This is a genomic window from Paenibacillus sp. EB106-04-04-XG159 (genome assembly GCF_058791835.1).
On sequence record NZ_JBYTDY010000014.1, the window covers coordinates 57,239 to 79,293 of the forward strand.

General features: G+C 51.2%; 19 protein-coding genes. 3 read left to right on the plus strand and 16 right to left on the minus strand.

Translation table 11 applies throughout. The features are described from left to right. The first annotated feature begins 186 nt into the window (after positions 1-186). Positions 187-1,200: a M23 family metallopeptidase gene (locus AC3WTP_RS17085; protein ID WP_492395836.1), complete on the plus strand. Its 1,014-nt coding sequence runs from the start codon at positions 187-189 to the stop codon at positions 1,198-1,200. A gap of 51 nt (positions 1,201-1,251) precedes the next feature. After that, positions 1,252-1,725 carry a bactofilin family protein gene (locus tag AC3WTP_RS17090; RefSeq protein WP_492395837.1) on the plus strand — a complete coding sequence of 158 codons (474 nt, stop codon included), beginning with the start codon at positions 1,252-1,254 and terminating at the stop codon, positions 1,723-1,725. Between the two features lie 138 nt (positions 1,726-1,863). Here AC3WTP_RS17090 and rfbD read toward each other — a convergent pair whose 3' ends face one another. Next, positions 1,864-2,727: a dTDP-4-dehydrorhamnose reductase gene (rfbD, locus tag AC3WTP_RS17095; RefSeq protein WP_492395838.1), complete on the minus strand. Its 864-nt coding sequence runs from the start codon at positions 2,725-2,727 to the stop codon at positions 1,864-1,866. A 4-nt stretch (positions 2,728-2,731) separates the two neighbouring features. Next, positions 2,732-3,304, minus strand: coding sequence for a dTDP-4-dehydrorhamnose 3,5-epimerase (rfbC, locus tag AC3WTP_RS17100; protein ID WP_492395839.1), 573 nt, complete (start codon positions 3,302-3,304; stop codon positions 2,732-2,734). A 132-nt stretch (positions 3,305-3,436) separates the two neighbouring features. Between rfbC and AC3WTP_RS17105 the strand changes: the two genes are divergently transcribed. Continuing rightward, complete coding sequence (locus AC3WTP_RS17105; protein WP_492395840.1) at positions 3,437-5,164, plus strand: glycosyl hydrolase family 28-related protein; 1,728 nt, start codon at positions 3,437-3,439, stop codon at positions 5,162-5,164. A gap of 93 nt (positions 5,165-5,257) precedes the next feature. Here AC3WTP_RS17105 and AC3WTP_RS17110 read toward each other — a convergent pair whose 3' ends face one another. The 14 genes from AC3WTP_RS17110 to AC3WTP_RS17175 form a co-directional block, all read right to left on the minus strand. Further along, positions 5,258-6,181 (minus strand): LCP family glycopolymer transferase, encoded by a 924-nt coding sequence (locus AC3WTP_RS17110; RefSeq protein WP_492395841.1) that lies wholly within the window; start codon positions 6,179-6,181, stop codon positions 5,258-5,260. 47 nt (positions 6,182-6,228) lie between these two features. Further along, positions 6,229-7,035, minus strand: a complete 807-nt coding sequence (locus AC3WTP_RS17115) for a GNAT family N-acetyltransferase (RefSeq protein WP_492395842.1) — start codon at positions 7,033-7,035, stop codon at positions 6,229-6,231. Between the two features lie 12 nt (positions 7,036-7,047). Continuing rightward, positions 7,048-8,166, minus strand: coding sequence for a DegT/DnrJ/EryC1/StrS family aminotransferase (locus tag AC3WTP_RS17120; protein WP_492395890.1), 1,119 nt, complete (start codon positions 8,164-8,166; stop codon positions 7,048-7,050). An 87-nt stretch (positions 8,167-8,253) separates the two neighbouring features. After that, positions 8,254-9,339 carry a lipid II:glycine glycyltransferase FemX gene (locus tag AC3WTP_RS17125; protein WP_492395843.1) on the minus strand — a complete coding sequence of 362 codons (1,086 nt, stop codon included), beginning with the start codon at positions 9,337-9,339 and terminating at the stop codon, positions 8,254-8,256. A 63-nt stretch (positions 9,340-9,402) separates the two neighbouring features. After that, the gene (locus tag AC3WTP_RS17130; protein WP_492395844.1) at positions 9,403-10,596 is read right to left on the minus strand and encodes a hypothetical protein; all 1,194 of its coding nucleotides are present in this window, start codon (positions 10,594-10,596) and stop codon (positions 9,403-9,405) included. Between the two features lie 29 nt (positions 10,597-10,625). Then, a complete protein-coding gene (locus AC3WTP_RS17135; protein WP_492395845.1) occupies positions 10,626-11,285 on the minus strand; it encodes a sugar transferase in 660 nt (219 codons plus the stop codon). Further along, positions 11,221-12,192, minus strand: coding sequence for an SDR family oxidoreductase (locus AC3WTP_RS17140; protein WP_492395846.1), 972 nt, complete (start codon positions 12,190-12,192; stop codon positions 11,221-11,223). The genes AC3WTP_RS17135 and AC3WTP_RS17140 overlap by 65 nt, the downstream gene beginning before the upstream one ends. Next, positions 12,185-13,543, minus strand: coding sequence for a nucleotide sugar dehydrogenase (locus AC3WTP_RS17145; protein ID WP_492395847.1), 1,359 nt, complete (start codon positions 13,541-13,543; stop codon positions 12,185-12,187). The genes AC3WTP_RS17140 and AC3WTP_RS17145 overlap by 8 nt, the downstream gene beginning before the upstream one ends. Next, positions 13,533-14,732: a glycosyltransferase family 4 protein gene (locus AC3WTP_RS17150; protein ID WP_492395848.1), complete on the minus strand. Its 1,200-nt coding sequence runs from the start codon at positions 14,730-14,732 to the stop codon at positions 13,533-13,535. The genes AC3WTP_RS17145 and AC3WTP_RS17150 overlap by 11 nt, the downstream gene beginning before the upstream one ends. Then, complete coding sequence (locus AC3WTP_RS17155) at positions 14,729-15,916, minus strand: glycosyltransferase family 4 protein (RefSeq protein WP_492395849.1); 1,188 nt, start codon at positions 15,914-15,916, stop codon at positions 14,729-14,731. Before AC3WTP_RS17155 ends, AC3WTP_RS17150 begins: the two co-directional genes overlap by 4 nt. An 8-nt stretch (positions 15,917-15,924) precedes the next feature. After that, positions 15,925-17,457, minus strand: a complete 1,533-nt coding sequence (locus AC3WTP_RS17160) for a hypothetical protein (RefSeq protein ID WP_492395850.1) — start codon at positions 17,455-17,457, stop codon at positions 15,925-15,927. A gap of 27 nt (positions 17,458-17,484) precedes the next feature. Beyond that, a complete protein-coding gene (locus AC3WTP_RS17165) occupies positions 17,485-18,615 on the minus strand; it encodes a glycosyltransferase family 1 protein (RefSeq protein WP_492395851.1) in 1,131 nt (376 codons plus the stop codon). Continuing rightward, on the minus strand, positions 18,596-19,864 hold the full coding sequence (locus tag AC3WTP_RS17170; protein ID WP_492395852.1) for a lipopolysaccharide biosynthesis protein: 1,269 nt from the start codon (positions 19,862-19,864) through the stop codon (positions 18,596-18,598). Before AC3WTP_RS17170 ends, AC3WTP_RS17165 begins: the two co-directional genes overlap by 20 nt. 18 nt (positions 19,865-19,882) lie before the next feature. Further along, complete coding sequence (locus tag AC3WTP_RS17175; RefSeq protein ID WP_492395853.1) at positions 19,883-21,763, minus strand: polysaccharide biosynthesis protein; 1,881 nt, start codon at positions 21,761-21,763, stop codon at positions 19,883-19,885. Between the last annotated feature and the right edge of the window lie 292 nt (positions 21,764-22,055).

Genomic DNA, 22,055 nt, shown 5'->3' on the forward strand with positions numbered 1-22,055 from the left:
CTGCTAACAACCACTCTTGAGCCTATTTTATCCATATGAATACAGGTTAATGAACAGCTTCTTATGCCAACTCCTTAAGCAGTAATCGACTAGCTTGTTGATTGGTGGTCATGTTTTGTCTACATGAGGAATAAAGTGCAATAGGGAGCCATGCATGACCATATATGAAAATGGTGAGGTGATGGTATGAAACGTCGATGGTGGAGCAATTCTCTAACCCTGCTCGTCATCCGCGACCCGGAACGGGCTGTGCGTCAGGTTAGTGTTCCCAAAATATTGATCGTATCCGTACCGCTAGCAGCCCTGCTGTCCCTTTCCGGTCTTATCTTGAGCATGCAACTGAAATCCGCCAGCGAGATTCGTGACCTGGAAGGCAAGCTGAGCAGTCAAAGCTTGGCGCTTGATATTACGGTGAAGGATAAAGATAAAGCGATTCATCTCCTTCAAAATGAAATCATTCGTCTGTCAGCCGAAGCGGAATCGGTTAAGAGCAAGGTGTCCGAAATGAGCGGTCTTGAATCACAGTTAGAGCAATTCATTCATACATATCTAGGTCAAGACGGAACCGAGCCTATTACGTCTCTTTCAAACGATGGCTGGAACAATGTCAGCAACGTGGGCGGTGAAGCTATCGGTGTCACGAACGAACAGCTGATATCATTGGCCCAAAAGTCCAGCTATGAGTTAGAAACTGTCCATGACATGCTAAGGTCTATGGAAGCTTCCATGCCTGTGACGCTAAACGAAGCTCGCAATGCACAAACGTTAATAGCCGGCACGCCGTCCATCTGGCCGACGACTTCGCGCCGCATCACATCAAGCTTTGGCTATCGGCAGGATCCGATAACGAAGCGAGCTTCTTTCCATGCCGGCATCGACATCGGCGGCGAGGTGGGCGATCCTGTATATGCCGCGGCAGACGGCAAAGTAGTCACTGCAGAATTCAATGCCTCCAGAGGCAATTACATCGTCATCCGCCACGCCAGCGGCCTCGATACTTGGTATATGCACTTAAGCAAGATTACGGTTGAAGAGGGCCAAGCAGTGACGAAAGGTGAACTCATCGGCAAGGTAGGCAGCAGCGGTCGGAGCACGGGGGCTCATTTGCATTTTGAAGTGATCCAGGAAGGCAAGACGATCAATCCACTGCCTTATATGAAGGCGGAGCGCACTTCAGCTCAAGAGAAGATTCGTTCGTAGAATGCAGTAACAGGGCTCCCTATCCCTTATGGAAGAGAAGGTGAAGGATGTATGTTTGGACGGAAGAAAAAGATGAAATCTGTTCGATCCAGCGGAACGATCGATACATTGATCAGCTATGGCACGGTGATCGAAGGAACGATACACAGCCCTGCCAATCTTCGGATCGACGGTGTATTTAAAGGTGAAATTATTACTCAAGGCATTATCGTTATCGGGGAACATGGAGAAGCTCACTCCAACATGACCGCTGAGCAGATTATTGTGGCAGGTAAAGCGGTCGGCGATTTAAAGAGCAGAGGCAGGCTGACCATCACCTCTTCCGGCGTCGTATGCGGCAATTGTGAATCCGAATATCTGATCGTTCATGAAGGCGGAATATTGAATGGCAGCAGCATTATCGACCGCAAGGAAGCCCCAGTGCCGATCCAGACCACTAAACCTAGTAAAGCCAAAGGAAATGATAAAGCGGAAGAACGGAAAGGAAAGCGAGAGGAAAAGGCGAACGAGAAGCAAGCGGGGTAACCACTTGCTTCTCGTTCTTTATGTGGAGGAGGAGGGATACCTATTCAAGTAAACAATTGATTAATGTTACATTTCGTATCATTACTGTACGTCAAATCGACCGCTCTGTCAAGTATTCCCTTTCCTAGCACGGACACTTTATGCCTGCGGCATCAGCTCTGACATGCAATCCGCAAGCGCTTCACGCCAATGACGCAGCGCGGGAAATCCGTTCAACCGCAGCGCTCTTCCTTCGAGCGCTGAATAGGCGGGACGCCGCGCTGGACGCGGGAATTGGGACGTCGGTGCGGATCGCACCAGCACGTCATATCCCGCTTCTTCCATAATCGCGCAGGCGAACTCATGCCACGAACATACACCCTGGTTCGTGATGTGGTACGTTCCGTAGCGGTCCGTACCGAGCAGCTTTATGATCGCTGCGGCTAAATCTGCAGTATATGTCGGGCACCCCACTTGATCGTGCACGACCTTAAGCTCCCGCTGCTCTTTGCCGAGCTTGAGCATCGTCTTCACAAAATTGTCTCCGTTCCTGGAGAATACCCATGAGGTTCGAACGATAAACGAGCGCAGCTGGAACTGGCGCACCATCTGCTCCCCTTCCCACTTCGAACGGCCGTATACGTTGATGGGATGCGGTTTCGCAAACTCATCGTATGCCTTCCCTGTTCGACCATCAAACACATAGTCCGTACTTACGTACACCAGCTTCGCGCCGATCTGCTGGGATGCGACCGCCACATTGCGTGTGCCGTATACGTTCACACGATACACTTCGTCACGCTCGGTCTCTGCCAGATCCACCTTCGTGTACGCGCCTGCGTGAATAACTGCCGCAGGTCGTTCTCTGTCCATTACCTCCATGACTTCCTCCATATCGGTAATGTCCAGCTCACTGCGGCTGCAAGCTATGACCGTATAACCCGCGGCTTCTAACGCTTGCACCATATCAAGGCCAAGCTGTCCTCGGGCTCCTGTTACTAGCACTCGTTCCTGCTGCTTCATCTCATTAATCACCTGTCTTTCGCTGCGTTCTGTTACGCAACATATCTGTCTCAGACCAGAACGGAAGCTGTCTGTCCTTATTCGATAACACGGCTTCACGAGTCGGCCAATCGATGTTCAGCTCCGGATCATCCCATCGAATGCCGCGATCATGCTCCGGCGAATAGTAGCTGTCTACCTTATATAACACTTCCGTATTCGCTACCAGCGTGCAGAAGCCATGCGCGTGACCCTTCGGAATCAACAACTGCCTTCTGTTCGATTCACTCAGGATGACGCCGACCCATTGTCCGCACTGTGGAGACTCCGGCCGAATATCAACCGCAACATCCCAGATCGCGCCGCGAAGCACTCGAATCAGCTTCGTCTGCGCATACGGCTCCAATTGATAATGAAGGCCGCGAACTGTTCCGCTCTCTACGGACAAAGAATGATTATCCTGCACATATTCATACGGAAGTCCGAGAGCACGCAGTCTATCTTTATGGTAGCTTTCCATAAAGAATCCTCGATGATCTGAATATGCCTTCGGTTCCAGCACATAGACTCCGTCTAAGGACGTTTCCCGCACCAACACATTGCTCAGCTCCGTTCTGCATAGCCATTAAGAATTCAGTATATTCCACTGCACTTCAGTTGGTTCTCCTAGAACATCTCATTTTAGCGTTGCATAGAATAGATATAATCTAAAAGAGAGGTGAATCAATATATGAGTTTATCAATATTGGATATACGAGATTATGGGGCAGTCGGCGACGGCGTTACAGATTGTTCGAACGCGATTCAACAAGCTGTGAACGATGCGAACGGCGATACCGTCTATATTCCAAGCGGCGTATTTATGTTGTCCAAGCCTATCCTTCTACCCGAAGGCAGAACTGTGCTGCAAGGTGTAGGTACCTTGAAGAAACGCAGCAACTTTCAAGGAACTGGCCTGCTCCTCGATTCGAATGGTGCTGTGGAAGGACTTACGGTCAGCGGGATCGCCATCGACGGCAATGAACAGAATCAGCCCCTGAATTCCAGCAACTATCATGTTGGTGTAAGACTCGACTCATCGCAGAACGTTACCTTTGACCAAGTTCGTTTCTACTATACAGGCTACCGCTCCATTGATACGCGATATTGCGATGGGGTGCTCATCACGAACTGCTTGTTCGAGAATTGCGGTATTGATATTGCGAAGCAGGGTGGTGCGAACAGCGTCAGCGGCAACGCGATCAGCTACGATTATTGCAAGAACTATGTTGTATGCAACAATATGTTTCGCCGTTGGGGAGATGGCGGCTGCGATGGTGTTGAAGGAAGCAACGTCACCATCCAGAACAACATCTTTCTAGGCGCAGGCTACTTCGGACAGCGGCCAACTGCGCAAGAGACTGCTATCGGGGCTTGCAGCACTTCCGATGTCATCATCTCAGGCAATATCGTGTACGCGCGCAAAGCGATCGGCGTTGAGCCTTTAACGATTAGCGGCAGCGATATTCTTATTTCCAACAATGTAATTAAGACGAAGGCTATCTGTGGTATTTTTATAACCGGACGAGCTGATCTTAACGCGAGCATCTCGAATGTTCGCGTCCAGAATAATACAGTGGAAATGATATTCCCAGGAGATGAATCGACTGGGGGAATCTATGTCGGAGCATATGTAAGTGATATCTCGATCACGGGCAATACCCTTTACGGCAACGGGGACAAGTCATCCAATATGGACGGCATTCACGGCATTACCATTCGAGGCGATCAACAATCGCACGCTATCCGTGTAACGATTAGCGATAACAGCGTGACAGGCTTCCGAGGATATGGAATATATGCTAGATATGCCGATACAATCGATATCTCACGCAATCTGTGCCGGGATAATTCCAAGCAGCATTCTCCAGTCGGCTATCGCGGCGACATCTATATGCTGGAATGCATAGATGCATTCTGCGATCGGAACAACGTAATAGCAGACCCTCGTCATTCTCTTAATGCGATCTTTATCAATACAAGCGTCTGTACGCTTGGCGCTAATTCGACAACAGCACCAAATATCTACGAAGAGGTAAACTCTAAGATCCTGCCGATCGCTTATGATGCAATTAAGATCGAAGGCTCGCGCATAGGCTTCGTGTCCGATCTGCCGCAAGAGGGAGCATACCGTCAAGGAGATATCCTCTATCGCAGCAATCCTTCCCCTGGAGCTTACATCGGATGGGTATGCACCACCACGGGAATAGCAAACCGCAACAATTGGGCGGCTCGCACGGCCTATGCGGAGGGTACGGAAGTTAACGCCAACGGTTATATATATCGCGCGACGAAGGCAGGAACTTCAGGTTCATCCTCCCCTTCTCGCACCAACGGTACCACCGTAGACGGAACGGTGCATTGGAAGTATGTGTCCCCGCTAGCCGTGTTCAAAGCATTTGGGAGCATCAGCACCTAAAGGCGGCGCTCCTGTTGGAAGCGTCGAGCAAGAGTTCCCGCATCCTATGATGCCTGTCATCCATGCCATGCAAGGAACTCTATGTGCTCTGCTTCAAGACAACTGCTCCGCGATCTGCTGATGAACCCGATCGATCTCTTCTTGATCGACCCCTAAATAGTAGATATGATCGATCAATTGTCCTTGACCGTGTATGGAGTCATGGATATAGGAATAATGCTGCGGCTTATATTCCATGAATAAGGTCTTCATTTCATCCCAGGTCAGATTCGTCTTCACCACTTGCTTCATGATGTCCAACACGCCTGGTAATTCGGCAATATTGCCAATATCCTTAATCGATTCGAACAGAGAGACAAGCACATCCTGCTGGCGCATCGTACGCCCTAGGTCACCGTTCGGATCTTCTTTTCGCATTCGAACGTAGGCTAGAGCCTCCTGACCATTCAGAACTTGCTCCCCCTGCTCGAACACGAAGCCATCCAGATCAAAGCGAAACTCGTTATTGACCTTCACGCCGCCGAAATTATCTACAATTCGAGTGAAGCCTTCCATATTGGTCTTGATATAATAATGAATTGGCACGCCTAAGAAATCTTCTACCGTCTCAACGGCCATCGCCGTGCCGCCAAACGCATAAGCATGATTGATCTTATCCGTCGTGTCCTTCCCGGCAATCTTCACGCGCGTGTCGCGTGGTATACTGATCATCAATACCTTCTGTTGATGAGGATTGATCGTGATCAGCATCAGTGTATCCGCCCGCCCTTTGTCATGTTCTGATTCATCTACTCCCATAACGAGCAGCGAGATCGGCTTGAGATCGGTGTTGCTGACATCAACAGACTCTTTCTTCGCTTCGTCACTGCTTGTCGGCACCTTGTCACTGAGATTAGACTGCTGGCTAGGGATAAGCACTATTTCCTTGCGTTTAGGCAAAGGCTCATACATGGAATCTACCGTTTCTTTGACGCTGATATATCCATATATCCCAATCCCCATTCCGATAAGCAACATGCAGAACACCACCGCTATCGCTATCTTTACCCATTTATGCATATCGATCAGTACGACTGCCGCTCCTCATCGTACCCCTCCTCAATCCGCATCATACGCATGCTGACATCCACTAGTCTGTACATCGACGGTATCGCTAGATCTTCAGGGATTATAACTACGATTGCTCTTCTCGGATCCAATCGTCGCAAACCTGCTATAAGATCATCATCATATAGCGCGTCAACATCGGTAATCCGATAATAGTCCGCACCGAGTCTACCAATCCTGTACGTGCCGCTAGGCGTCGTAACACACAATGTAGAGAAATGATAGATGCTGTGCATCTGCTCTGACTGATCATAATCAATCAGGCTATATACGGGTTCAGCTCCGATCTCAACGGATCTCGCGTCAGCTTGTACATACCATGCCGTCTTCTCTCGCGGTACGAAGCCAAGCCGCTCATACCAGCTTAGCGCTCTTGCATTCGAGACGAATACATCCAATGACAGCCCTGGTAGATGCCGCTCTTTAGCAAACGACATTCCCCATAACATAAGTAATTTCCCGATTCCTTTGCCGCGGTAAATAGGATGTATGAGCAGCTGATTCAGATGAAGAATATCCTCTATCAAGCGCCATTCCGCATAACCAGCCAGAAGACCCTCATGCATGATGCCGATGAACCACGTATTGCGGTGCTCTTGCTTCTCTTCCAATTGATTGCGGACATAGCGCTCGTATCCGATACAGGATGTGATGAAGTACGAATATGTTGGAACATGATCTTCATTTCGCTGCAATTCCGCTATTAGATTCGCATGTTCAGCTCCCAGCTCTACACAGTCGGCTATCTCAATCTCCTTATTCATATGCTCTCTCACTCACTTCACAGCCATGGATAAGCACTGCAGCAAGTGTTCAATGACAAAGGCTTGATTATCCAGCGTCAGATTAGAAGCGGAAGGCAGGCAGATCCCGCTCGCGAATAGTTCATCGCACACACTATGGTGCTCCTCGTGAGGATAGTATGGACATGCCTCAAACAGGGGCTGAAGGTGCATCGGCTTCCACACTTGCCTAGCTTCGATATCATAGTTCGCTAGAGTCTTCACTACATCAGACGGTTCCAACTCAAGCACGCTCTTATCCAGCGTGATCGCGGTCAACCACCGCGTCGAACGACCGAAGTCCGCCTCAGGCATAAAGGATATGCCCTTCACAGTGGACAGCGCTTCTTCATAGCGCTCATACACCGCCCGACGAGCGGATACTCGATCCTGCAGCACCATCAGTTGACCTCTGCCAATTGCTGCCGAGATATTGCTCATTCGATAATTGAAGCCCATCTCGCGGTGCTCATAATAAGCTACCTTCTCCCTAGCTTGCGTAGCCCAGAAGCGCGCCTTTTCGAGCGCCTCCAGGTCATTCGATACGAGCATCCCGCCTCCAGAGGTAGTAATGATCTTATTGCCATTGAAGGAGTAGATGCCGTAAGTTCCCACAGCGCCGCTGCACTTCTTGCCGTATGTAGCACCCAAGGATTCAGCCGCATCTTCAATCACAGGCACACCGTAGCTGTCACAAATGTTTATAATGGGCTCCATATCCGCGCTCTGACCGTACAAGTTAACCACGATTACCGCTTTCGGCAGCTTGCCCTTCCGTTCCGCGTCAACAAAGGCGCGCAGCAAGGCCTGCGGCGACATATTCCACGTATCCGGCTCGGAGTCGATGAATACCGGCTCTCCGCCTTCATATAGTATCGGATTGGCGCTTGCAACGAAGGTGAACGAGGAGCAGAACACCACGTCCCCCCTCCCCACTCCGACAAGTCGCAGCGCAAGATGAAGGGCAGCCGTTCCCGAGCTCAGCGCTAAGGCGCCCGCCGAACCGACTGAATTCGCCAGCTCCTGCTCGAAGGCGTCCACGTGCGGACCAAGCGGTGCGATCCAATTTGTATCGAATGCTTCCTGGACGAGCTGCCGCTCCAGCTCGCCCATATGAGGATTGGACAAATAAATGCGCTTGCTAGTCGCTAATGCCACAACCTTAACCTCCCATAGACTCTCCTATTGATGAGTTGGTGATCACAACGAAGCTATCTGTTCAGCAGGCGTTAGATTGGAGCGATAGATTGGAAAGTATGCCGCGCTAGTGTCATACCCTTTATCCTGCATGACTTGGCGGAGCTGCTCATATACCTGCTGATTATGCGTTTTCTTACCGATATAGAACTGATTCAGATTGTTAGGGGCAAAGGAGCGCTTGAATCGTAATATGCCGTCATTCTCCTCATAGCCTCCGCCCAGCAGATAGTATTGAATCCCCTTCTGCTGTGCCCACAAGATGGCATAATGCTTCAATAGATTTTCCGGACAGAGATAGAAGGTGTCCTGTATCGTACCGCCTAGCAAGGAGTATACGTAGGTATCATCATAGAAAGTGAGCTCAGACGAAATAATTCGGCCCTCATGCCACGCGTGGAACAAGACAAAGTCGCCCTTCATCCGCTTCACAATATCCTTGAAGTAGGATTCAGAGAAATAATAGTAATCCGAGGCGTTTCTACGATCCATCGTGTGATTGTAGATGTCCATGAACGCGTCTAGATGTTCACCTGTTTCATCCGCTGTGACATATACGCCAGAGCGCATTGCCTTTTTGACTTTGTTGCGGCAGTTAGGGCGATAAGAACTGAGAAAATCATCTTCAGTCCACTCCGGATGAATATGTACATAGACATTAAGCTTCTTCGCTTCTACCTCCATTACGTCCTTAAGCCATTGTGAGCCTGACATATGCGGCTGAAAGCGAATGAATTCTGCTATGATATGATGGCGTGCGCAGTACTCATCGAAATGCCGGCGAAATTCGATCATCAGTCGCTCTTGATGTTCTGGCGAAGCGAGTACGGCAGGTTCACCGAAGCCATAAGCCGTCGTGATGTCATAGTATTGGGAATTCATCGACGCCGGCAGCCACTCCAAATGGATAGCCCGCTTAAGGTACGGATAAAACACGAAGCCATCGCTGCCTTCATACACGGCAGCCTCTGGCATCCCCTCATTCATGTACAGCTTATAGTATTCCAGCTTCCACAGCACGGTATCTCGAAATCGGCTCACACATCTGTCCCATTCTTCCTCTTGCAAATGGCTAATGATGCGTAACATCGGCTTTATTCCCCCTTATATCATTCATTTTTGATCCGAATCTATCTCTCTTAAGTGCAACGACTATATATACAAACTCATAAAATGTCTGACGTATCCGCTGTTGGAAGTAGAATTGCGCAAGGAGACGTTGACCCACGGCAACATGAGCTCGATATCCACCAGCCGCTGTTCTGCCGCTAACAACGATATCGTTTCGGCTGTTGAGTATGCGTTCGAAGCGTCCACGCCTTGTCGAATAATGAGCTCGCCATCATGCTCAAGCTTAACTACACCCCGCAAGCGCCGATAAGGGGACGGCTTGAACCAGCCGTAATTCTTCGTTACTCCTGGACCGATCGTACTGTAATCGGATATCCACTTCTCATCGATCATGGGGTATGCCGGAACCGGCAGCGCAGATAGCGCAGCCCAAGCCACGCCTGTCAGCTGTGTCCCGCCTGCCTGATCTCCGCCGCTGACGAAGAGCAGCAAGCGATCGCCATGAGGAACCGGACATGATTTATATATTCGCCATGCCAGCTCAGGACATATATTCTTCGGAACACAAGGCATCTCATCCAGCAACCAGTTGTCTCCGTCCAGACTCGTGCCGTAATATAGCTGTGTAGTATTAAGCGTGTTGAATCCGCTCGTACCGGCGCTGGCCAGCACATGATACAGCCCGCCATCCCGCCACACCTCACAATGCCAGATCGTCAAATTCATTCTTACGTTCGTGCGGCACTGTCGTCCTGATCCCCAATCAATACCGTCGTCAGATTCATAGATGTAGAGCCCGCCACCTTGATCCTGCTGTCCAGCCCACATATACCATCTGCCGTTCATATAGAGAATGGACGGCGATACGACGACCTCGTTCGATGTGCATAGCTCGCGCGGAGTCCAAGTTGAGCCGTCTGTTGTCGATCGACGGAGCAATGTGGAACCGTCACGATAATACACATACAGCACTCCGCTCTTATATACGAGATACGGATCGGATTCAAAGGCACCGAGCACCGCCACATCAAGCGGGTTCGTAAACGATGGCGGAGCACTCCAAGTTGTCAGATCATTGGATACGAATATATGCGTGTTCTCATACGTTGCGATTCCATTCTTATAGCCTGATACCGCCATCCAGTATTTATAGCCGTTCCATCCCTCAGGAAAATAACGAACAGAAGGATGGACCGTCTGCCCGGAACCATCCGCTGTTGGCAGGAAGGGAAAGGTGATCTCAGAGTCTAATCGCAAGCGAGTTAGATAAGTCATATCAGAGCCTCCTCAGATTCATCCCGCAATTAATTGGTTTGGAGCACCTGCGCTCTTTCCTTATCCAGATCCTGCATAATAGCGTTAGGGTTCACGATCGTTCCTTCGCGCAGAATTACTTTCTTGGCGGTTAAGATCAAGATGATCAAGTCATTCGCTATACTCTGCTTCTCCACGTATTGCACATCCAACTCTAGCCGTTCCCCCCAGGAGAGCAGATTGCGCCCATTAATCTGGGATAACCCGGTAATTCCCGGTCGAACGGCATGCCGCTTGCGTTCGCGGGCCGTGTAATACGGCAGGTATTGTACGAGGAGGGGCCTCGGCCCAACCAAGCTCATATCTCCCTTCAGCACGTTAAACAGCTGCGGAAGCTCATCTAGACTCGACTTGCGCAGGAAGCTGCCGAAGGGGGTTAGACGCTGCTCATCTGGCAGCAGTCTTCCGTCATCTCCCCGTTCGTTGGTCATACTTCGAAATTTATAGATGGAGAAGGTATGCTGATATTGACCGATACGCTCCTGTGTAAACAACACAGGAGCGCCCAGCTTCCAGCGCACGAGCAGCCAGAGCACGAGCAACAGCGGAGATAGAACCAGCAGCAGCAGGACGACAACAGCGATATCAAAATACCGCTTGAGCATGTGAATCGCGCTGCTGCCAATGCTGTTGATACCAAGTGACAGCACGCTGCAGCCCTTCGCTGAAAGTAACTTGCGGCTCATACCCTAAGTACTGCTTGGCGAGCTGAATATCGGCTAAGCTATGCTGCACATCGCCTTGGCGAGCATCGCGGTACTGCGGCTGCAAGCTGCTGCCTAGCAGCTTGCTCAGCTGGCGATACAGCTCGTTGATCGAGATCTGTTCTCCACAAGCGATGTTGAACACTTTGCCGGATGCCTCTGAATCAGCATGGCACGCGAGCAGGTTCGCTTGTACGACATTATCGATATAAGTAAAGTCACGCGACTGCATGCCGTCCCCATAGATGTCAGGCGCTCGGTTCTCAAGCATGGCCTTTACAAACCGCGGAATGACGGCCGCGTACTGAGAATAAGGGTCTTGGCGAACGCCAAATACGTTGAAGTAGCGTAAACAGATGGTCTCCAATCCGTATACGCTGTGAAATACTGCGGCATAATATTCCGTCGCTACTTTAGATACCGCGTATGGTGATAATGGCGCGGGCGTAAGTGACTCCGACTTGGCCGCTGTCATCGCATTTCCATATGCGGATGAAGATGACGCCAGCACCATCTTCTGTACACCGGCATCTTTTGCCGCCACCAGCATGTTCAGCGTGCCGTCCACATTATGCTGATGCGTCGCGATCGGATCCTCTATGGATCGCGGCACCGATCCAAGAGCAGCCTGATGAAGCACATAGTCTGCTCCCTTTACAGCCTCTATACAGGTGTCGAGATCGCGAATATCTCCTTCGATCAGCTCGATATGATCTAGAAGATGAGCTAGATTCTCACGTTTTCCTGTTGAGAAGTTGTCCAATACCTTCACATCATGACCTAGCAGCACTAAGGTCTCGACCAGATTCGAGCCGATGAACCCGGCCCCTCCAGTCACCACATAATTAGACATAAGCAACCTCCGTCCGCACAGCAGAGCTGTTATCCGACGCTCGCTGTCCGCCTAATAGATAGATATGATCTCTTCGTATTCCCTTCGTGGCGTGACGCGTATCGTAGACAAGCGCGGCATGCTCCGCCACCCAGCCGTAGTCTATACAGCGGTGATCCGTCGTAATGATGATCAGATCCGCCTGCTGCAGCGTCGATTCCTCTAATGGAGCCGACAGCACCTCTTCACCGTTCTTGTCTCTGAAGCGTTCGACATACGGATCGTGGTAGCTGATATTCGCTCCCTTGCCGCGCAGCAGATGGAATATTTCCATGGCAGGCGATTCTCGAACATCATCGATATCGCGCTTATAGGCCATGCCCAGCAGCATGATGTTCGCGCCGTTCACCGACTTCCGGTGATCATTTAATAGATCGCTTACCTCCTGCAGAACGAAACGCGGCATATTTCCGTTCACATCGCTTGCCAGCTCAATGAACTTCGTGTAGAAATCATAGGTCTTCGCTTTCCACGACAAATAAGCCGGATCAAGCGGAATGCAGTGTCCGCCGATACCCGGCCCTGGATAGAATGGCATATAGCCGAACGGCTTGCTGGCAGCCGCGTCGATGACTTCCCATACATTAATCTTCATCCGCTCGCACATCAGCGCCATCTCGTTCACGAGCGCGATGTTGACACTGCGGAACGTATTCTCCAGCAGCTTCACCATCTCAGCTACACGAGTCGAGCTTACTGGAACGATGGTGTCGATAAAGCTGCCGTACAGCTCGATCCCCAGCTCCAAGCACTGCGGTGTTATCCCTCCGATCACCTTCGGGGTATTATGCGTGTGATAGACCGGATTGCCGGGGTCCACCCGCTCTGGGGAGAAGCAGACGAAGAAGTCCTCGCCAACCTTGTAGCCGAGCTTGGCTTCAATCTCATGAGCGATTAATTCTTCAGAAGTTCCCGGATAAGTCGTGCTCTCCAATACGATTAGCGTATCTTTACGCATGACGCTAACAATCTGCTCCACTGCCGCTGTCACATATGAGATGTCCGGATCTTTCGTCTTTCGCAGAGGAGTCGGCACACAGATACTGATCGTGTCTGCATCTTGAAGGATCGCATATTGCGTGCTTACGAGGAAGCGACCGCTGTCCATGCAATCACGAACCTGCTCATCCGACACATCCTTCACATAGGATCGACCTTCCATCAGCTGTTGAATCTTCTCCGGCGAAGTGTCGATCCCGTATACTAGATAACCGGCATTCACCATTTCCACTGCCAGCGGCAGTCCAACATATCCTAGGCCTACAACCGCTGTGACCGCTGATCGATCCACGAGCTTGCGTTTAAGTTCCATAACGGATCTCCTCTCTATTTGCCTGATGAGAATGGCGATGCAGCGCTTGGTAGAATTCACATCTTCGCTTCGTCAACACTTGAGTAGAATAAGATAATGACTTCTCATAATTGCGTTCGCCCATCTCTTGCATGAGCCGCGGATCTGAGAGAACGAAGAGAATCCTATCTGCCAATGCCGCGGCATCCTTTGGTCTCACCATGTCCTCGTCACGCAGCAGCTCTGGGATCCCCCCCACATTCGTCGCGATGCAAGGCAGGCTTCGCGCCATCGCCTCGATCAAGGCTCGCGGCAGTCCTTCGACCAATGACGGCAGCACAAACAGGTCGCACTGATCCAACTGAGAGGCGACCTGACGTGAACCGTGCAGCATACCGAGAAACCGCACGCGTTCGCTGATATGAAGTTGTTCTGCTAGTGTCTCGAATTGCGCTCTGCAGCGGCCATCGCCCACGAGCTGCAATTCAATGTCTAAGCCCTGATCGACACAGCGCTTAACCGCTTCAAGCAGTACATCTTGGGCTTTATAGGTCGTTTCCATACTGCCTACATGCGCGATCTTATACGGCTTCTTACCATTTATCTTCCTTGCTTGATACATCTCGTCATCCATCTCAATGGATGAATAATGGGAAGTCACAGCATCGATACGCGCTGGGTAGCGGCGCTGCAGCGTTCGTTCGGTTACATAGGAGACGCCGAAGGCTTGGCGGCACTGCCGTTTCAGCTCCCATGTGGACATGAGCCTGATCCATGGCCTCACAACGCTCTTAACCGTCCCTGGCGCTAGAGCCTCCCACGCATCGCTGCATACTTCAAGACTGTACCTCTTGCGCTGCTTCTTTAGCTCTTTCCATGCGATCGTCCCGATCGTCCCCGGCACTCGAAGAATTGCGCAATCGCACGTCGTTATCGCCTGCTTCGTTTCTCGAACAATACGACTCCGCACACGGGCGTACTGCCACGGGCCGATGTAGTACGGAAGATCGTGGAATTGCACCTTCGCCGAGTCCGCGCGAATCCATTTCTCAGGAACAGTTGAAACAGACTTCACTCGCGCCAACACCAGAATCTCATCAAATACTTGCAAGTACCGCTCCCAGAAGCTTGCGCCATTCTGCGCTTCTGTCCATACACTGCCATCGCTCGCGCGGTAGAATCTCGTCTCTACAGCAACCAAGCATTTCATAGACTCACATCCGCCCCGACAGGATCTATTCGTTTATGCAATAACTGATCATACAACTGCGCATGTCCCCGCCAAATGTCCAACGGTTGAAAGTCACGCTCCACTCGCTCCCGTCCTCGTTCCCCCATAAGTCGCGCTTCCTCAGGATGGCGCAGCAAATATTCCATCGCCTCGCGAATGCCGTTCACATCTCCGATAGGTACAATGATACCTGTAACCCCGTCTTGAACCCCGTCCACACAGCCAGTCGCCATCGATGTGATCACCGGCAAGCCTGAAGCGCAAGCTTCCAGATTAGCGCTGCTCATCCCTTCCCGATAAGAAGGAAACACAAATACATCCATACTCAAATAGTAAGGAAGTACAGGACTGACGTATCCAGGTGTTAAGATTCGCGGATGACGCTCGATGAGCTCCTTTGTCGACGGACTGATCGGATCACCCGCTTCATATTCGCCGCACAGCAGCAGATAGCATTCATCTTGATTGGCACATATGCTGTCAAAGGCGGCGACTAACTCTTCAATGCCCTTGTCCTTCGTCAACCGACCTACAAAGCCAAACACCTTCGCTTTATCAGGGATTCCTAGTGTCGTGCGAATCTCCTTAGCGTCCATCAGCCTCGATTCATCCAGCGTATAATCCTCTATCCTCACACCGGAGCAGCTCCCATGGTGGATGACTGCGGACTTGGCGCGCCTAGCAATCCCGAATGCCGCTGCCTGCTCTCTCAAGCTGTGGCTTACACACAAGACTTGATGGACGCAAGCGACCGCGACGCGTTCCATCTGAATCATAAGGCGCCGCTTGAACCCGCGCAGCGTCTCATGACGCAAGCCGTGCATCGTATAGATCCGAACCGGTATCCGCGTGACAAAGGCGGCGATGCTGCACAACAGCCCCGCCTTCGGGGTGCCCGCATTGATCACATCCGGCCGAATACGGCGAAATAGCAGGATCAGTCTCCATAAGCTCACGATGTCCTTGAGCACAGAGATTTCTCTCTCCATCGGCACCTCATATCGTTCCGCGTCGATCGATCCGATCTCACCAGGTGAACATACGATACCGACTCGATAGCCTTGCTGACGCAAATATTGGATCTGCCCTCTGTAGAATCCCGCGCTTGCGGCTATAGTAACAGCGAACACGATAAATGGCGCCCGTTCTTCCTTCCGACTCATGGCCCGTCTCACTCCTCAGATCTGGCCTTTCTCGAAACCAGCCATAGAAATAGAAATGGCATAAAACCCGACTTCACAATAAAGAAGACAAGATTGTCTGAATCTCCTACCAGCATCACGAAACAGAAATTAATAAGCAGCGGCAGCAGCAGGATCCGAATATCCCGGTCTCGCCAACGCTGCAGCAGCCTGCGAATCGCCCCAACGACAAAGCCCCATACCATAAAGGCCGCAGGAATCGCGATCAGACCAAAGTTCAACGCGCTCTCACCCAATAAGCCGTATACACGCGAGGACTGAAACTGAACACCCGCATAGGTTCCAGCACCGAACAGCACCTCAGTTCCGGCCTTTTCCTTCGTAGGTGGCTTATCAGACCACAGAAAGCTTGGTATAAGCAAGGACGCTGCCCCTAGATAAGTCTCGCCAAGAGCATAATCGTAGTCATCACCATGCTGAAGCAAACGATACAGCACATAAGACTGAATGTCGGTCCTCGCCAGATCGCCCAGCAGCGTCATCTTCAAGGAAGATCGATCATTCGATGACGAAGCTTGCTGTGTCTTGCCCTGCAGCATGTCCGTTATTCCTTCTATGCCTCTATCCTTGTAGAAGCCATACAGATACATAAATGCAATCACGAAGCACAATCCGACTAGAATAACCTTCTTCGTGATCGGGCGTATGTAGAGATGAAGAATGCCAACTGCCCAGAACAAGGACCATAATGTATTGCTGCGACTGCCGCGCAAGCCGCCGAACAGCAGCTGCAGCATCAGAAATATCGCGAGCACAAGCATCAATTTCCCCCAAGAAGGAATCTTATCGCTTCGGCTTCGATACCATAAGGCGCCGCCCATCATCAACAGAATAGGAAAGCTCTCGGAGAACATGAAGATAATCCCCATGCCAGTAAAAGCGTCGTCATGGGAAGCATAGGATTGGATATACCCCATAATGCCGCCAAATCGTGAATAAACGATCATCTGCAGACCGCAAGTTAACAGCAGCAGAGTAATCCAGATCGGCATCAGTTGTCCCGGCTGGAGCTTCCAAGCTTGAACGGGCCGCTGACTGCCGCTCCTCTTCCACGTCAGCGAGCGAGCCCAACGATACGCGATGATGCCCATTAGATTAAAGATCGACAAATACCCAACCCAGGTCCGCCAGTCATCCGGAGGCTGAACCTCGCCCATCCACAGATCCCATTTAATATGCAGCAGCGGAGCTAGAAAGAAATAGTGCATGCCCAGGAGACCAAGTATCCCCGCCAAGTCAAACGGATCGACCTTCCCTCTCATCCAGTCAACCGCATCCGGCAGAATGATGATGCCGCACAATAGGATCGGAATGAGGCTCCAATGCCATAAGGCCGAATTCGTGGCTAAGAAGCCCATTGCTATAAACAAAGACACATACACGGAAATGAGAGGACTAAGCAAATCGTAGGAGCGGACGGCTTGTAACGAACCTGTAGGGTATGATCGATCCGTCTCAGCATTAGCCGATCCGTTCCATCGACCGTTCCATCGATGATTCATCAAGCGTTATCCCTCCTTCATGTGCGACTATCCGCAATACATGGCTTGCAGTTTCTGACTAAGACCACCTATCTCCAGATTGCGCGCCACGATGCTCTGCTCGATGGTCTCCCAGGAAGCCGGCTTCCCGTTTAACGCTCGCTGCATGGCCGCCACCCATTCATTTGGCCCATGCTGGATACTGACCATTTCGATTAATCCAACACCCAGATCCACCTCCGCTGATAGTGAATCTGAGATCATGCACGGCAAGCCAGCCGCCTGGGCTTCCATGATCGACAGACCAAACCCTTCGTATAGGGATGGAAATAAGAACATGTCCATCGCCCTCAATACGTCTGGCACATCCTCGCGCACGCCCAGAAAATATACGCTCTCCTCTATACCCTGCTCCTTAACCCAAGCCTCCGACTCTGGACGCAGAGGTCCATCTCCTGCAAGAATGAGCTTGGCGGACGGCTGTTGACGCAGAAACTCGCGAAACACCTGCAGCAGGAAGCGATGGTTCTTCGGCGGATTGAACCGCCCGACATGCCCAACTAATACGTCCTCAATAGGCAATCCAAGCCTGCGACGCAGCTCAGCCTTGTCTTGAGGCGGTTCTCTGAACCGCTTTAGATTCAAGGCGTTATGCACGATCTCAATATTGTCCCGCTTCATACAACCCGGACCGAACAAGGCTTCACACGCCTCTGTTGAGACTCCCAACAAGTGAGTGGCGTGCCGCAATATTTTCTTCCTCATCGAAGCGCGGTAGCGATTGCGCAGCCATGAATTCTTATAGCCATCCTGTGTGCTGTTGCTATTCGCGATCCGCATGGTGATGCCGCAGGAATGAGCAATCTGAAGTATAACTCCTGAAAAATAGAGCACCTGGCTATGCACACCGCGAAATGGCCCTTCCTCCCGCAATATGCGAGTCAGCGCTTGGCGATACTGGCCGAGACGCTGCAAACGCGGCGGCTGAATCCTGAATATTCTTCCACCGAGACTGAGAATCTCCCGGTCATAGTGGCCTTCCTGCTCGGAGTGAACGACGAAATCAAATTGGACCTGATCGCGGTCCAGATGACGGTATACATCCATCACGAAGGTCTCCGCTCCTCCGCGATTCATCACGCCAAATACATGCAATATTCTAAACGGCTGTTGCGGCATATGCTTTCTTCTCAACCTCCCGATTACGGCGAACTGCGGCGATTATGACGATACCGCTAGCCAAAGTCTGAACCCCCGCTACAATCATCAGCGCGTATACTGCCCCTTCGATCCCCAGCTTAGGGATCAACAGCCATTGTGATATCAAGCTAACCGCGAAAGTAGCGGCAAAGAGATACGGCTGTATTCGAAATTTTCTGGCGGCTGACATCCCATAGCCCGTGGTCGAAGCCATATACAATACAGCCCCATACCCCATCAGCAGCACCAGCAGCGGGGAGTATGCTGCGAATTGCGGTGTATACAGCAGCGCAAGCAGCGGACTGCCGAGCCATATGGCGGCGCATATTCCCGCGATTCCTAAACCGAACGCGAGAAGAGCCATGTAGGATAGCAGCCGAAAGTATTGGCGGTATTCCCCTTGCGCGTAGTATTTGGCTAATCTAGGACTCGCCGATTGTCCTATAGCGCTCAGCACGGTGCTTCCAGCCACGATAAAGTATGCCAACGAAGAATAGATCCCTAGCATCTCGACGCCGAGATAATGCTCGATGAAATAACGCGGCAGGGCGTCATTCAGAGAGATAATCATCATGACGACGCCCAGCGGCAAGCTTAGCTTCAGCAGCGGGCGAACGTTAAACGCCGCGCGCGACCAGCGCAACATATGATGCTGAGCCGCATATCGCACGTCAACTAGGAGCAAGAGGAGCAGCCATGCGATACACATGCCGGCAACTCCTGCAATCAAGCTTCCCGTACTCCAGAATAGCGCGGCCATAACGAGCAAAGTGGCGGGTCCCCTGAGAAGCAGCGACTTCGAGATGAGATCCAGCCGTTCGCGCTGCTGCAGCAGCCCATAGATGACATCGCTAATCGCTTCAATCCCTTTCGATAGGCTGACAAGCAGTATAATGATTGCTGTTTCTGTGCTGTACGGGTTAACGATGAGGATGCCGCCAATGATCAGCATCGCTAGAACCAGCATCATAAGCCGCAATGCCACATAATTCTCGAAGCTGAATTGGCGCGCGGCATCCGTTGCTTGAATGGTGCGAAGCTGCAGATTCGTAAACATGAAGATAGGGGCGGATACAGCAAGCGCCAGCGCGTAGTGACCGACTGTCTCTGCCCCGCCCCATTTGGCCATAACAGCAATCATAGCCCACTGGCAGGCTGCGTAGACAACATTGCCAATGAATGTCCATGCGATATTTCCCCGCAGGGAGCGCACGCTCTCTCCTCCCATAACTGCGCGCCTTCCTCTCTAAGTGCCCGTTAACGCATACGCGCCTTGCGGATTCTCGATCATGACGGTATCATCCTTCGGTTGCAGCTGATAGCTTGGAACCATATGTTGAAGCGCCCCGCGGATCTTAGCGCCGTCAGGCAGAATGCTCACTTGCCTCAGCATTTCCAAGCCAAACAGCAGTCCCTCCGTGTTGATCTCTACTAATTTGCCGATAAAGATGCGCTCATGCTTCGTAGATGTTATCCCTTCCTCACTTGTAAGCAGCTCCTCATACAGCTTCTCTCCGCGGCGAATGCCGGTATACGTGATGGGTATATCCTGCTCAGGCTCGAATCCCGACAGACGAATGACATCTCTCGCCAGATCCGCAATCTTCATCGGTTTGCCCATATCCAGAATGAATACTTCCCCGCCCTTCGCTAACGCCCCCGCTTGCAGCACTAATTGCACAGCTTCGGGAATCGTCATAAAGTAGCGAATCATTTCTGGATGTGTTACCGTGACCGGTCCGCCTTGCTTGATCTGCTCTTGGAATCGAAGAATGACACTGCCTCTGCTGCCAAGCACGTTGCCGAAACGGACAGCGGCGAATATCGTCTCACTGCGTTGATTCATGTTCTGCACGATCATCTCGGCAATTCGCTTCGTCGCCCCCATGACGCTTGTCGGATTGACCGCCTTATCGGATGAGATAAGGACGAATCGCTCCGCCTTATATTCATGAGCGCATTCTGCTACATGCTTCGTCCCGAACACATTGTTCTTGATCGCTTCCGCGGGATTGCACTCCATGAGCGGTACATGCTTATGCGCCGCCGCGTGAAATACCACCTGCGGCAGATACTGGCGAAACACAGCTGCTATACGCTCGCTGTCCTGCACGTCGGCGATAATCGTTTCAAGCGCAAGCTGTGGAAACTTTCGCTGAAGCTCCATCTCCATCTGATAAATGCTGTTCTCCCCATGCCCGAGCAGCAGCAGCTTCGAAGGCTTTGCCAGCGCAAGCTGCCGGCATAATTCAGAGCCAATCGAGCCTCCTGCTCCCGTAACCAGCACAGTCTTGCTGTTCACATAGGAGCTTATACTTGCGAGATCCGTATGCACAGGCTCTCTTCCAAGCAAATCTTCCACCTGCACATCTCGAATCTCCTTTACACTGACCCGGCCCTCTATGAGATCATTCAGTGCAGGAATGATCATCAGTTTGGCTCTAACGCCTTGGCAGCACTCAATGATCGCTTTAATCTGTTCTCGCGACGCGGATGGAATCGCGATTATAATATCCTCGATCGCCATGTCCGAAACCACTGTTTCAATGCTATGCCGGTTGCCCACTACGGGAATGCCATGAATCTGGCATTTGTGCTTTCTCAAGTCATCATCGATAAACGCCACCGGCACAATATGAGTGGAAGGATGATGCTTCAACTCCTTCGCGATCATGCTGCCGCATTCTCCCGCTCCGATGATCAGCGCCCTTCTCTTGCCGCGCTTGTGAACATGAGCCTTGTCTTGAAACATTCGTCTAGCAAAGCGAATGCCGCCAAGTCCCAGCAGCGTGGCCTCAAACGACTCCAACGCTGATATTAAGGGAATCGTCACCGACAATACGGCCAGACTAAGAATATAAGAAGCAAGGCTGCTGATAAACACAGCCTTGAGAAGCAATAAAGCTTCATGAATACTCGCAAACCTCCATATTCGCTGATACAGCTTAAAGCCGTACATGACGACAACCTGAATTGTCGCGGTCATGATGGCGTACAGTAAATACGGGATCCACTCTTCTGAATCACCCCCTGCAGATGATTGCAATAGGCAGGTAAAAAGTACACACATGGAGACGATCATGTAATCCAACCCGAGAAAACCTGCCATTCGCTTTTGCATGTTCATAAACTACCTCCGTCAACAGTTGATGTAATGAGCAAATATAGATCAGTGCCTTATCAAAGTCACAATCATACCGTGATGCCTGATCCGTTCGCGTTCGGCATCACAGCATACATCTGACTTCTTATTACAGGGCATCTAACCCCTCCTCACGTCACACCCTTGACGATCTACGTCTAAGGTCGTTACACCCACAGCGCAACCGAGTGCCTCCCGTGATATAGGTTCAGTAGGCATGACCTTTGGCGCGCTCCAAGCGACCGCAAGTATGAAGTTATCCGTACCAACTAGGCGT